Raw genomic sequence first — 15,749 nt, forward strand, 5'->3', positions numbered from 1 at the left:
GCCGGATCAAACTCCGCCGCTCCGTACAGGAACCCACCCTCCCGCGCATAACTCCGACCCGGCTTCCCCGGCTCCGGATCATAAAGACCAGCCACGTCCCAGCCACGATCGCCAGGAAACCCACCCACCGCGTCCACACCATCGACCAGCAACCGCCACAACCGCTCCGGGTCATCCACCCCACCCGGATAACGACAGGCCATTCCCACGATCGCGATCGGCTCCCGAGCGCGGGCCGTCAGCGCGCGGTTCTGCTGGCGCAGTTTGGCCGTCTCCCGGAGAGAAGCACGCAGTGCCTCGACGAGCTTCCCGTCACCCTCCGCCATCTCCTCAGCCCTCCTCAGTCTCGTCATCCGGCTGCCCGTTGTTCAGCGCCATCCTGATCAGGCTTTCGGCATCCAGTTCGTCGATCGCGTCGAGGTCCGCCGTCTCGTCTGGGGCTGCGGCTCCGTTCGCACCGTCGGGGCGCACTCCGGCGAGCTCCAGCAGCGCGTCCAGCAGCCCGGCGGCGCGTAGTGTCGCCAGCGGCACGGTCTGCAGCGCTGCGCGGATCGCCGTCTCGTCCCGGCCGTCGGCGGCGCCGTGATCCCCGCCGTCGGTCTTCGGTGCTATCCGCTTGATCAGGTAGTCGACGACCGCTCGGACCGATGGATGGTCGAACACCAAGGTGGTCGGTAGCCGGAGCCCCAGCGCGGCACCGAGGCCGTTCCGCAGCTCCACCGCCGCCAGCGAGTCGACGCCCAGCTCCTGGAATGCCTGATCCACTGGTACGGACGCGGGCGAATCGTGGCCGAGCACCGCCGCTGCCCGTGCGCGTACCAGCTCCAGCACCGCCGCCTCGCGCTCTGCGGCGGACAGCTCCGCCAGCCGGTCGGCGAACGAGCCACCGCCCGCCGGAACATCCGCCGCAGCCCTGCGCCGCACACCCACCAGGTCACGCAACAACGCCGGCAACCGCTCGGCCGACCCCGCACGCAACGCACCCAGCGACCAACCGGCGGCCACCACGACACCGCGCCGGTCCTCGGCCACCACCCGGTCCAGCACCGACAGACCCACACCAGCAGACAGCGGGATCAACCCCTCCCGCACCATCCGCTCCCGCTCCCGATCGGACAACCGACCGGCCATGCCCTCCTCGGCGTCCCACACACCCCACGCCAGCGAAACCGCCGGCAGACCAGCCCCGACCCGGGACACCGCCAACGCATCCAACGCGGCATTGGCCGCCGCATAGTTCCCCTGCCCCGCCGCACCCAACGTGCCCGCCAGCGAAGAGAACACCACAAACCGCGCCACATCCCGCTTACGGGTCAACTCATCCAGATGCCAGGCCGCATCCACCTTCGGCCGCAGCACCGCCCCCACCCGCTCGGCGGACAACGAAGAGATCACCCCGTCATCCACCACCCCCGCCGCATGCACCACCGCACGCAAAGGACTGGCGTCAGAGATCCCCTCCAGCACAACAGCGAGAGCGTCCCGATCACCCACGTCGCACGCAGCGACAGTGACCTCGGCACCCTGCTCTGCCAGCTCGTCGCGGAGCTCGGCAGCGCCCGGAGCATCCAAGCCCCGCCGGGAGACCAGCAGCAGATGCCGCACACCATGCTCGACCACCAGATGCCGCGCCACCAGAGCACCCAACCCACCGGTACCACCGGTGATCAGCGTGGTCCCATCGACCGGCCACGTCATGTCGGCATCCTTACCGCCCACCTTGCCGGGCGAGAAGGCTCCGCCGTCCGGGTCGGGGGATGCGATGTGCGTCATCCGGGACGCCCACAGCCGGCCGTCGCGCAGCGCCACCTCCGGCTCACCAGTAGCCAGCGCGGCGCGCACACCACCCGAAAGGCCGTCCTCACTCCCGTCGATGGTGACCGGCACAGCACTCGCCGATGCCCCCTCCTCACCGAGAGCGGCCTGCGCGTCTTGCGCCTCTGGGTCGAGGTCGACCAGGGTGATCCGGCCGGGTTCCTCCGCCTGAGCGGCTCGCACCAGGCCCCAGACCGCTGCCTGCGCGGGATCCGGCGTCTCGCCGTCGGCCACGGCCACCGCGCCCCGGGTCACCACCACCACCGGCCGCGTGTCGCCCTCGGCCAACCACGTCTGCAACTCGCCCAGCACGTCCCCGACGGCCCGCCGTACCCGGACCGGGACGTCACCGTCCACCGGCTCCCCGCCACCAGCCCCCGCACCTGGGGCAGCAGATCCCGCTCCCGCCGAAGAAGCGACGTTCAGCATCGCGACATCCAGCACCCCGGCACCGGCCGAGATCTCGGTGGCCAGTGGCCGCCAGGCCACCTCGTACAACCACCGGGACGGGACCGCGCCGCTCAACTGCCCGGGAGCCAGCGGTCGCGCGGTCAGCGCCTCCACCGACACCACCGGCCGACCGGCCGGATCGGCCACATCCAGCCGGGTGACCGCGTCACCGTCCAGCCGGCGCGAGCGTACTCGAAGTGTGGTGGCACCGGCGGCGTGCAGGGTGATCCCGTTCCAGTTGAACGGAATCAGCGGACCTTCCTCCCCCTGCCCGCCGTCCTGCCCGGCCAGCATGCCCACGTGCAATGCCGCGTCGAGCAGCGCGGGGTGCACGCCGTAACCCGCCGGATCAGCGAGATCGGTCGGCAGCGACACCTCGGCATACAGGTCGTCGCCGTCTGCCCAGGCCCGGGTGAGGCCGTGGAACGCGGGACCGTAGCCGTAACCGTGGTCGACCAGGCGGTCGTACAGACCGGTGGTGTCCAAAGACTGGGCGCCTGGAGGCGGCCAGGCATCGCTCAAATCCGCTGGGGTGTCGGCGGGGATGACGGGAGTGAGGGTGCCGGTGGCGTGCTGGGTCCAGTGTCCGTGGTCGTCCTTCGAGTGGATGCCGATCTGGTGCCGGCCGTCTTCGTCGGGCGAGCTCAGGATGATCTGGAGAGTGATGCTCTCGGTAGTGTCGGGGATGGGCAGGGGGGCGTGCAGAGTGAGCTCGTCGATGACCGGGCAGCCGACCTGGTCACCCGCGCGCAAGGCGAGCTCGACGAAGGCGGTGCCAGGCAGGATCGGAGTGCCGTTGATGGCATGATCGGCCAGCCAGGGCTGGGCGCTGACCGACAACCGGCCGGTCAGGATCGCTCCGCCGTCCGGCTGCTCCACCACCGCGCCCAAGATCGGGTGATCGGCGGCACCCAGACCGAGCGCGGCCGGGTCACCAGCCGGAGCCGAATGCACCCAGTAGCGGCGATGCTGGAAGGGATAAGTAGGCAGATCCAGATGGCCAGTTCGGGCACCGGTCGGCCAGGCGGTCCAGTGCACATCGATGCCACGCGTCCAGGCCAGACCCAGCCCGGAGACCAGTTGAGCGGTCTCGTCCCGATCGCGGCGCAGCAACGCCACCACCGACGGCTCTTCGCCGTCGCGACGGTCCTCGTTGTCGTCGTGGGCGAGGGCCTGCTCGATCATCGGGGTCAACTGCGCGTCCGGACCGGCCTCGATGAAACAGCCGACCCCGTGCCCGTGCAGAGTGGTGACGGTGTCGGCGAACCGGACCGGCCGCCGCACATGCTCCACCCAGTAACCGGGATCGGTGATCTCTTCGTCGGCCAGGTCACCTGAGACGTTGGACACCAGCGCCAGCTCTGGCCGCCGCAGCGTCAGCCCCGCGACGACCTGCTCGAACTCGGCCAGCATCGGCTCCATGAGCGGTGAGTGGAACGCGTGCGAAACCCGCAGCGGCCGGGTCCGATACCCCTGCTGCCGCGCCCACTCGATGACCTGCTGCACCTGGTCGGAGGCGCCCGAGACCACGACCGCGCCGGGCGCGTTCACCGCCGCCACCGAGATCTCGCCATGCAGTACCGGGGCGATCTCTTCTTCGCCGCAACCGATCGCGGCCATCGCGCCGCCGGCCGGCAGCGCCTGCATCAACCGGCCACGAGCGGCCACCAACCGGCACGCATCCGCCAGATCCAGCACCCCAGCTACATGCGCGGCGGTGATCTCGCCCAGCGAATGCCCAGCCACAAAATCAGGCCGGACCCCGAACGACTCCAGCAACCGGAACAGCGCCGTCTCGAAGGCGAACAGGCCGGCTTGCGCGAACACCGTCTGATCCAGCACCCCATCGGCAGCAGAACCATCGCCCTCGCCGAGGATGATCTCCCGCAGGCGTACACCACCCGCCAGGTCGGTCACCACCTCGGCAGTGAGTTCGGCTTCCAGGAGTGAGCACGCCTCGTCGAAGGCGCGGGCGAACACCGGGAAAGCCGCATACAGCTCACGGCCCATCCCGGGCCGCTGGGCACCCTGACCGGAGAACAGCACCGCCACCCGGCCCGGCCGCACCCGGCCCACCACCGCAGCCGCCGGCTCGTCGGTGGCCAGCGCTCGCAGCCCGGCCAGCAGAGCCTCCCGGTCCGCCGCTGGCAGCACCGCCCGGTGCTCCAAGGCAGCCCTTCGAGTCAGCTCGACGGCCACACTCAGCACATCGGCCTCGTCGTGCTCGGTCATGAACCCGGCCAGCTGACCGGCCTGTGCCCGCAGCGCGGCCTCGTTCTTGGCCGACACCACCACCGGCACGGGGCCGCCCTCGGCCGTTACGGTCGCGCGACTGTCCCGCTCGCCCGACGGCTCCCCGGTGCGCGGCTCGCGCAGCGGCTCTTCCTCGGCCGGGGGTTCTTCGAGGATGATGTGGGCGTTGGTGCCGGAGATGCCGAACGACGACACCCCCGCCCGACGCGTCCGATCCGCAGCGCGCGGCCAGGGCTGAGCTTCGGTCAGCAACTCCACCGCGCCGCCGGACCATTCCACCTTCGACGACGGCGCGTCCACATGCAGCGTCTTGGGCAGCAGCCCGTGCCGCATCGCCAGGATCATCTTGATGATGCCGGCCACCCCGGCCGCCGCCTGAGTGTGACCCAGATTCGACTTCACCGACCCCAGCCACAACGGCGACTGCCGGTCCTGACCGTAGGCCGCCAGCAGCGCCTGCGCCTCGATCGGGTCACCGAGCGCGGTGCCGGTGCCGTGTCCTTCGACCACGTCCACCTGCGCAGGACCGATACCCGCCGACGCCAGCGCCTGAGCGATCACCCGCTCCTGAGAAGGACCATTAGGCGCCGTCAACCCATTCGACGCCCCATCCTGATTGACCGCACTGCCGCGCAGCACCGCCAGCACCCGATGGCCGTGGCGGCGAGCGTCGGACAGCCGCTCCACCACCAGCACGCCGACGCCCTCGCCCCAGCCGACACCGTCAGCCGCCTCGGCGAACGACTTGCACCGCCCATCAGCGGCAAGCCCCCGCTGCCGCGAGAACTCCACAAACGCATCCGGCGTGGCCATCACCGTCACACCACCGGCCAGCGCCAGATCACACTCACCCGAACGCAACGCCTGCGCTGCCAGGTGCAGCGCCACCAGCGACGACGAACACGCCGTGTCCACCGACACCGCCGGCCCTTCCAAGCCCAGCGTGTAGGCGACCCGGCCGGAAATCGTGGCCCCACCCGTACCCGACGGCGCATAGTCGTGATACATCACCCCGGCGAACACACCGGCACTGCTCTCCCGCAGCGACGTCGGATCGATCCCGGCCCGCTCCAACCCCGCCCAGCACACCTCCAGAAACTGCCGCTCCTGCGGATCCATCTCCGCCGCCTCACGCGGACTGATCCCGAAGAACGCCGGATCAAACTCCGCCGCTCCGTACAGGAACCCACCCTCCCGCGCATAACTCCGACCCGGCTTCCCCGGCTCCGGATCATAAAGACCAGCCACATCCCAGCCACGATCGCCCGGGAACCCGCCCACCGCGTCCACACCATCGACCAGCAACCGCCACAACCGCTCCGGGTCATCCACCCCACCCGGATAACGACAGGCCATCCCCACGATCACGACGGGATCGTCGGTAACCGCCGCCGGACGCCTGGTCCTCCGCTGGTCGGCCTGCCCGCCCACCAGCCGACGCAGCACGAACTCCGTCAGCGCCTTCACCGACGGATGGTCGAAGATCAGCGTCGCCGGGAGGGTGAGGCCGACCGCCCGGCCCAGCCGGTTCCGCAGGTCCACTGCCATCAGCGAGTCGACGCCCAGTTCTTGGAAGGCCCGATCCACCGGGACCGACTCGGCCGCGCCGTACCCCAGAACCGCGGCCGCCTGTGCGCGTACCAGTTCCGTCACCGCGGTCTGACGCTCTGCGGCGGACAGGTCGGCCAGCCGGTCGGCGAACGAGCCACCGCCCGCCGGAACATCCGCCGCGGCCCTGCGCCGCACACCCACCAGGTCACGCAACAACGCCGGCAACCGCTCGGCCGACCCCGCACGCAATGCACCCAGCGACCAACCGGCGGCCACCACGACGCCGCGCCGGTCCTCGACCACCACCCGGTCCAGCACCGACAGACCCACACCAGCAGACAGCGGGATCAACCCCTCCCGCACCATCCGCTCCCGCTCCCGATCGGACAACCGACCGGCCATGCCCTCCTCGGCGTCCCACACACCCCACGCCAGCGAAACCGCCGGCAGGCCAGCCCCGACCCGGGACACCGCCAACGCATCCAACGCGGCATTGGCCGCCGCATAGTTCCCCTGCCCCGCCGCACCCAACGTGCCCGCCAGCGAAGAGAACACCACAAACCGCGCCACATCCCGCTTACGCGTCAACTCATCCAGATGCCAGGCCGCATCCACCTTCGGCCGCAGCACCGCCCCCACCCGCTCCGCCGACAACGACGAGATCACCCCGTCATCCACCACCCCCGCCGCATGCACCACCGCACGCAAAGGGTTGGCGTCGGAGATCCCCTCCAGCAGCACGGCCAGGGCGTCCCGATCACCCACGTCAACAGCGGCGACGGTGACCTCGGCACCCTGCTCTGCCAGCTCGTCGCGGAGCTCGGCAGCTCCGGGCGCGTCCAAGCCCCGGCGGGAGACCAGCAGCAGATGCCGCACACCATGCTCGTCCACCAGATGCCGCGCCACCAGAGCACCGAGCCCACCGGTGCCGCCGGTGATCAGCGTGGTCCCATCGACCGGCCAGGCCGCCGCCGCAGGCTCCTCGCCGAGGCGGGCCCGCTCCAGCCGGGGTACCCATGACCGGTCACTGCGGATGGCCACTTCTGGCTCGTCGTCGGATAGCGCCGAGCTCTCCAGGGTGCTCAGCTCCGACTGTGCGCCCGTCCCGTCGGCGGGTGCGGCGCGCCCTCTCGTCCGCGCCGGCTCCAGGTCGACCAGCGTGATCCGGCCGGGGTGTTCCTGCTGGGCCGCGCGCACCAGTCCCCAGACTGCCGCGCCCGCCGGGTCCGGCGTCTCTCCGTCGGTCACGGCGACCGCGCCCCGGGTGGCCACCAGCACAGGTTGCTGGTCCTCCTCCGCGAGCCGGGCCTGGAGCTCCGCCAGTACCGCTCCGACGCGGAGCCGTACCTTGTCCGGCAGGTCACCAGCGGTGTCGCCGGCGTCGCCGGTGGCGTCCACCACGGCGGTGCCGTCACGCAGCGCCGGTTCTCCCCCGTTGTCGGCGGCGGAGGCTCCGGTCAGCGGTCGCCACACCACCTCGGTGACCCAGCGCGCCACCGACGCCGCGGTCGGTGCCGACGGATCCGCCTCGGCCGCCGGCCGGGACGCCACCGTCTCCAGGGTGGCCACCGGCCGGCCGGTGGGGTCGGCCAGGTCCAGGCGGAACCCACCATCCGGCTCCGGGTGCAGCCGTACTCGCAGCGCGGTGGCGCCGATGGCGTGCAGGGTGACGCCGTTCCAGTTGAACGGGATCAGCGGGCCGCCCTCCCCGGCGTCCTCTCCGGCCAGCAGCGCCACGTGCGTCGTCGCGTCGAAGAGGGCGGGGTGTAGGCCGTATCGGGTGGTCTGTCCGGCTTCTTCGGGGAGGGTGATGTCGGCGTAGAGGTCGTCGCCGTGTTGCCAGGCACGGGCGAGGCCGTGGAACGCGGGGCCGTAGCCGTAACCGTGGTCGACCAGGCGGTCGTACAGACCGGTGGCGTCCAGCGGCTCCGCACCCGGCGGCGGCCAGGCGTGGCTCAGGTCGGCCGGGATGGCGGGGGTGGGGGTGAGAGTGCCGGTGGCGTGCCGGGTCCACTGCCCGTCGTCGTCCTTGGAGTGGATGCCGATCTGCCGTCGGCCGTCCTCGTCCGGCGCGGTCACGGTGACCTGTACGACGATGCCACCGCTGGTGTCGGCGATGGGCAGGGGGGTGTGCAGGGTGAGTTCGTCGATGGCCGGGCAGCCGACCTGGTCACCGGCGTGCAGGGCGAGCTCGACGAAGGCGGTACCGGGCAGGATCGGAGTGCCGTTGATGGCATGATCGACCAGCCACGGCTGAGCGGTGACCGACAACCGGCCGGTCAAGATCGCTCCTCCGTCGGGCTGCTCCACCACTGCACCCAGGATCGGGTGGTCGGCGGCGGTCTGGCCGAGCGCGGCCGGGTCGCCAGTTGGAGCCGACTGCAGCCAGTAGCGGCGATGCTGGAAGGGATAGGTGGGCAGATCCAGGTCGTCGATGCGGGCACCGGCCGGGTCGGTCGGCCAGGCGGTCCAGTCCACGCCGATGCCGCACATCCATGCTTGGCCCAGTCCGGCGATCAGCTGGCTGGTCTCGTCCCGGTCGCGGCGCAGCAGGGCCACCACCGAGGACTCTTCGCCGTCCTGGTGGGTGAGCGTTTGCTCGATCATCGGGGTCAGCTGCGCGTCCGGGCCGGCCTCGATGAAACAGCTGACTCCGTGCCCCTGCAAGGTGGTGACGGTGTCGGCGAACCGGACCGGCCGCCGCACATGCTCCACCCAGTAACCGGGATCGGTGATCTCTTCGCCGGCCAGGTCACCTGAGACGTTGGACACCAGCGCCAGCTCCGGCCGTCGCAACGTCAACCCCGCCACGACCTGCCTGAACTCGGCCAGCATCGGCTCCATGAGCGGCGAGTGGAACGCGTGCGACACCCGCAACGGCCGGGTCCGATACCCCTGCTGTCGCGCCCACTCGATGACCTGCTCCACCTGACCGGCCGCGCCTGAGACCACCACGGCACCGGGCGCGTTCACCGCAGCCACAGCCACCTGGTCGTGCCCGGCCAGCACCGGGGCGATCTCTTCTTCACCGCAACCGATCGCGGCCATCGCGCCGCCGGCCGGCAACGCCTGCATCAACCGGCCACGAGCGGCCACCAACCGGCACGCGTCCGCCAGATCCAGCACCCCGGCCACATGCGCGGCGGTGATCTCACCGAGCGAATGTCCGGCCACGAAGTCAGGCTGGATGCCCAGGGATTCGAGGAGTCGGTAGAGCGCTGTCTCGAAGGCGAACAGGCCGGCTTGCGCGAACACCGTCTGGTCCAGCACGTCGCTCTCGCCGAGGATGATCTCCCGCAGGCCCACGCCACCGGCCAGGTCGGTCACCACCTCGGCCGTGAGCTCGGCCTCCAGCAACGCACACGCCTCATCGAAGGCGCGGGCGAATACCGGGAAAGCCGCATACAGCTCACGCCCCATCCCGGGTCGCTGGGCACCCTGACCGGAGAACAGCACCGCCACCCGGCCCGGCCTCACCCTGCCCCGTATCGCCAAAGCCGCCGGCTCGTCGGTGGCCAGCGCTCGCAGCCCGGCCAGCAGAGCCTCCCGGTCCGCCGCCGGCAGCACCGCCCGATGCTCCAGCGCAGCCCGGCGCGCCAGCCCGGCCGCCACCTCCACCGGACCGGCCGCATCGTGCTCGGCCACGAACCCAGCCAGCCGACCGGCCTGCGCCCGCAACGCCGCCTCGCTCTTGGCCGACAGCAGCACCGGAAGCAGCGGGGTCGCGGCGGTGTCTTCCGTCTCGTCGGAGGCTGTGGCGGAGATGGCAGCCCGCTCTTGGGTGGGCTCGCCATCGTCCCGCACCGCGTCGGCCACGATCTCCGCCGTCGGCGCAACTGTGTCGGCGCCAACGGCAGGGGGTTCTTCGAGGATGACGTGGGCGTTGGTGCCGGAGATGCCGAACGACGACACCCCCGCCCGGCGCGGCCGGTCCGTGTCCTGGGGCCAGGGCTGGGGCTCGGTCAGCAACTCCACCGCCCCGCCGGACCAGTCCACCTTCGACGACGGCGCATCCACATGCAGCGTCTTGGGCAACAACCCGTGCCGCATCGCCAGGATCATCTTGATCACACCGGCGACGCCGGCAGCCGCCTGGGTGTGGCCCAGGTTGGACTTCACCGACCCCAGCCACAGCGGCGCCTGCCGGTCCTGGCCGTAGGCGGCCAACAGCGCCTGCGCCTCGATCGGGTCACCCAGCGCGGTGCCCGTGCCATGCGCTTCGACCACGTCCACATCGCCCGGCGTGAGCTCAGCGGCAGCCAACGCCTGAGCGATCACCCGCTCCTGAGAGGGGCCGTTCGGCGCGGTCAGCCCGTTGGACGCCCCATCCTGGTTGACCGCGCTGCCACGCAGCACCGCCAGCACCCGATGGCCGTGGCGGCGAGCGTCGGACAGCCGCTCCACCACCAGGACGCCGACGCCCTCGCCCCAGCCGACACCGTCAGCCGCCTCGGCGAACGACTTGCACCGCCCATCAGCGGCAAGCCCCCGCTGCCGCGAGAACTCCACAAACGCATCCGGCGTGGCCATCACCGTCACACCACCGGCCAGCGCCAGATCACACTCACCCGAACGCAACGCCTGCGCCGCCAGATGCAACGCCACCAACGACGACGAACACGCCGTGTCCACCGACACCGCCGGCCCCTCCAGGCCGAACGCGTACGACACCCGCCCGGACACCACACTGCCCTGTGTTCCGGTGGCCACCAGGCCCTCGGCCTCCGGTGTGGTGAGCGCGCCGGACCCGTAGTCGTTGGCCATCACCCCGGTGAACACCCCGGTCGGGGTGCCGCGCAGTCCGGACGGGTCGATGCCGGCCTGCTCCAGGGCCTCCCAGGAGGTTTCCAGGATGAGTCGCTGCTGGGGATCCATCGCCGCCGCTTCGCGCGGGCTGAGCGCGAAGAACTCCGGGTCGAAGTCGGCGGCACCGGACAGGAATCCGCCGGTGCGTACGTACGACGTTCCCGAGTGATCGGGATCCGGATGGAACAGCGATCCCAAGTTCCAGCCTCGGTCGGTGGGGAAACCGGTGATGCCATCACGGTCATCGACCAGCAACTGCCAAAGGTCTTCCGGACTGGTCACCTGGCCGGGGAAACGACACGCCATCCCGACCACCACGATCGGATCACCAGCAGAGCCGCTAGGCGTGGCGGCCGGAACCGGACGGCGGGCAACGGTCCCCGACAGAGCGGCATCCAGATGCGCCGCCAGCGCGCGCGGAGTCGGGTGATCGAACACCAGGGTGGGAGTGAGCCGCAGCCCGGTCACCGTGTGCAGCCGGTTACGCAGCTCCACCGCGGTCAGCGAATCGAACCCGAACTCCTGGAAAGGCCGATCGGCATCGATGGCCTCAGCGCTGTCGTGGCCCAAGGTGGCCGCGGCCTGACCACAGACCACATCCAGCAACCGCCGCTGGCGCTGCTGAGCCGACAGATGCGCCAGCTCTGCCACCACCGGCGGCACCTCACCATCCCCGCCAGCTGCAGAGGTGTCGGCGGCGGGACGCGCGGCGGGACCGGCCAGCTCACGCAACAGAGCCGGCAGATCATCTCGTCGTCCCAGCGCGGCCGGATCGAACCGGGCCGCCACCAGGTGCGCCTGACCGGCTTCCAAGCCGGCGTCCAGCAGGGCCAGGCCCTGATCCGCGGTCAGCGAGACATGTCCCGAGGCGCGCATCCGCGCCTCATCCCGCGCGCCGATCCGGCCGGCCATGCCCCGTTCCTCGGACCACGGCCCCCATGCCAGCGACACCGCCGGCAGACCCTCACCAGCCCGGGCCACCGCCAGCGCATCGACGAAGGCGTTGGCCGCCGCGTAGTTCCCTTGCCCGGCCCCGTCCACCACCCCGGCCAGCGACGAGAACACCACGAACCGCGCCAGATCACCATCACGGGTCAGCTCGTGCAGATGCCAGGCCGCATCCACCTTCGGCCGCAGCACCGCCTCCACCCGCTCAGCCGACAACGAAGAGATCACCCCGTCATCCACCACCCCCGCCGCATGCACCACCGCACGCAAAGGGTTGGCGTCGGAGATCCCTTCCAGCAGCGTGGCGAGAGCGTCCCGATCACCCACGTCGCACGCGGCGACGGTGACCTCGGCGTTCAGCCCGGCCAGCTCGTCGCGGAGTTCGGCAGCTCCGGGCGCGTCCAAGCCCCGGCGAGAGACCAGCAGCAGATGCCGCACACCATGCTCGACCACCAGATGCCTGGCCACCAGAGCACCCAGCCCACCCGTACCGCCGGTGATCAGCGTGGTCCCATCGGTCGGCCAAGCCGCCACGGACTCCTCGCCGGCCGCCTCCTCACCCACAGGCGATGAGGAGGCTCGACCGTTCAGGTCGACGGATTCCACATGCGACAACCGCGGCACCCACAACCCGCCGCCGCGCAACGCCACCTCAGGCTCGCCACAAGCCAGCGCGGCACGCACATCATCGGCAAGGCCGTCCTCACCACCGTCGACGGCGGCCGGTACGGCAGCGTCTTCCACCTCTGGGTCAAGGTCGACCAGGGTGATCCGGCCCGGTTCCTCCGACTGAGCGGCGCGCACCAGCCCCCACACCGCCGCCTGCGCCGGATCCGGCACCTCACCGTCGGCCACGGTCACCGCGCCCCGGGTCACCACCACCACCGGCCGCGTGTCACCCTCGCCGAACCAGCCTTGCAAGTCGGCCAGGACCGTACGCAGAGCGCTCCGCACTCGCTCGATCACATCATCGGCGTCAGCGACGCCTGTGGAATCGATGACGAATGTGTCGCCGGTGGCCACCGCCGACGCCGGTTCCAACTGCCGCCACGCGACCTTGAACACGGAAGGACGGTCGGTGACGGCGGCTCCACCCGATTGCGGGCGGCCAGGAGGGAGCAGCCAGTAATACCGCCGCTGGAAGGCATAGGTGGGCAGGTCCAGGTGACCGATGCGGGGTCCGGCCCCGGTGGTCCAGGCCGGCCAGGCGGTCCAGTCCACGCCGGTGCCACGCGTCCAGGCCAGACCCAGTCCGGCGACCAGCTGGGCGGTCTCGTCCCGGTCGCGGCGCAGCAACGCCACCACCGACGGCTCTTCGCCGTCGCGGCGGTCCTCGTCGTCGTGGTGGGCGAGGGTCTGCTCGATCATCGGGGTCAGCTGGGCGTCCGGACCGGCCTCGATGAAACAGCCGACCCCGTGCCCGCGCAGGGTGGTGACGACGTCGGCGAACCGTACCGGCTGCTGCACATGCTCCACCCAGTAGCCGGGCTCGGTGATCTGCGACCCGGCCGGCTGCCCGCTCACCCCCGACACCAGCGCCACGGTCGGCGGGTGGAAGACAAGCGACGCCGCCACCGCGGCGAACTCCTCCAGCATCGGCTCCATCAACGGCGAGTGGAACGCGTGCGACACCCGCAACGGCCGCGTCCGGTATCCGCGCTCCCGCGCCCACTCCACGACCTCGGCCACCTGATCGGCCGCACCCGACACCACCACCGCGCCCGGCGCGTTCACCGCCGCCACGGCCACCTGGTCGTGCCCGGCCAGCACCGGGGCGATCTCTTCTTCACCGCAACCGATCGCCGCCATCGCGCCGCCGGCCGGCAACGCCTGCATCAACCGGCCACGAGCAGCCACCAACCGGCACGCATCCGCCAACTCCAGCACCCCGGCCACATGCGCCGCAGTGATCTCACCCAGCGAATGCCCAGCCACAAAATCAGGCCGGACCCCGAACGACTCCAACAGCCGGTACAACGCCGTCTCGAACGCGAACAGCCCAGCCTGCGCGAACACTGTCTGGTTCAGCACGTCACCCTCGCCGAGGATGATCTCCCGCAGGCGCACACCACCCGCCAGGTCGGTCCCCGCGAGTTCGGCTTCCAGGAGTGAGCACGCCTCATCGAAGGCACGAGCGAACACCGGGAAAGCCGCACACAGCTCGCGCCCCATCCCCGCCCGCTGAGCCCCCTGACCGGAGAACAACACCGCCACCCGGCCCGGCCGCACCCGACCTCGCACCACCGAGGCAGGCTCCAACTCCCCAGCCGCCAGCGCCCGCAGCCCGGCCAGCAGACCCTCCCGGTCCGCCGCCGCGACCGGCAGCACCACTCGGTGCTCCAGGCCGGCCCTTCGGGTCAGCTGGACGGCCACATCCAGCACATCGGCCTCGTCGTGCTCGGCCATGAACCCGGCCAGCCGGTCGGCCTGCGCCCGCAGCGCGACCTCGCTCTTGGCCGACACCACCACAGGCACCGGCACCGGAACGGCCGGGCCTTCCGTTCCGGACGAAACGGAAGCCTCATCCTCGACGGGCGGCTCTTCCAAGATCACGTGAGCGTTGGTGCCGCTGAAGCCGAACGACGACACCCCGGCCCGCCGCGGCCGGCCCTCGACCCGCGGCCACTGCCGGGCCTCGGTCAGCAGCTCCACCGCGCCGCCGGACCAGTTCACCTTCGACGACGGCGCATCGACGTGCAGCGTCTTGGGCAGCAGCCCGTGCCGCATCGCCATGACCATCTTGATCACGCCGGCCACGCCGGCCGCCGCCTGGGTGTGCCCCAGGTTCGACTTCACCGACCCCAGCCACAACGGCGTCCGCCGCCCCCGGCCATACGTGCCCAGCAGCGCCTGCGCCTCGATCGGGTCGCCGAGCGCCGTCCCCGTGCCGTGCGCTTCGACCACGTCCACGTCCGCGGCCACCAGTCCGGCAGCGGTCAGCGCCTGCGAGATCACCCGCTCCTGGGAAGGACCGTTGGGCGCGGTCAGCCCGTTCGACGCGCCGTCCTGGTTGACCGCGCCGCCGCGCACCACCGCGAGCACCCGGTGCCCGTGGCGGCGGGCGTCCGACAGCCGCTCCACCACCAGCACCCCGACGCCCTCGCCCCAGGCGGTGCCGTCCGCGCCGTCGGCGAACGCCTTCACCCGGCCGTCCGGGGCCAGCCCTCGCTGCCGGGCGAACTCGGTGAAGGTCTCCGGCGTGGACATCACCGTCACGCCGCCGACCAGCGCCAGGTCACACTCACCCGAACGCAGCGCCTGCGCCGCCAGGTGCAGCGCCACCAGCGAGGACGAACACGCCGTGTCCACCGACACCGCCGGCCCTTCCAGGCCGAACGCGTACGCCACCCGCCCCGACACCACACTGCCGTGCGATCCGGTGCTGAGCAGGCCCTCGGCCTCGGGCACGTCCCGGCCGTAGCCGATCGCGTAGTCCGGGGCCATCACCCCGACGTAGACGCCGGTACGGCTGCGCCGCAGCCCGGACGGGTCGACGCCGGCGTGCTCCAGGGCCTCCCAGGAGGTCTCCAGGATGAGCCGCTGCTGCGGGTCGGTGGCGGTGGCCTCGCGCGGGCTCATCCCGAAGAAGTCGGCGTCGAACTCGCCGGAGCCCGCCAGGAACCCGCCACGGTCCACGTAGCTGGTCCCGGGGCGGGTCAGGTCCGGGTCGTAGAGGGCGTCCACGTCCCAGCCCCGGTCGGTGGGGAAGCCGGTGATGCCCTCCCGCCCCGCCGCCACCAGGCTCCACAGCTCCTCCGGGTTGGCCACCCCGCCCGGGTACCGGCAGGCCATGCCGACGATCGCGATCGGCTCCCGGGCCCGCTCCGTCACGTCGCGCAGCTGCCGCCGGGTCTCCTGGAGATCCGCGGTGGCCCTGCGCAGGTAGTCACGCAGCCGGTCATCGCCCGACATCAGTCCATCTCCCC

Annotated in this window: 2 protein-coding genes; both read right to left on the reverse strand. The window is 71.3% G+C overall.

The window, feature by feature from the left end; all coding sequences use genetic code 11:
• Window positions 1–326: beta-ketoacyl synthase N-terminal-like domain-containing protein (locus BMW85_RS05295; RefSeq protein ID WP_143082131.1), on the reverse strand; the 326-nt coding region annotated here is incomplete at its 3' end.
• 4 nt (window positions 327–330) lie between these two features.
• Entirely contained in the window at window positions 331–15,735 is a 15,405-nt protein-coding gene (locus BMW85_RS05300) for a type I polyketide synthase (protein WP_091077621.1), read from the reverse strand.
• Window positions 15,736–15,749 lie beyond the last annotated feature (14 nt).

It is taken from the genome of Nonomuraea wenchangensis, from assembly GCF_900111685.1.
GTDB classification, from domain to species: domain Bacteria; phylum Actinomycetota; class Actinomycetes; order Streptosporangiales; family Streptosporangiaceae; genus Nonomuraea; species Nonomuraea wenchangensis.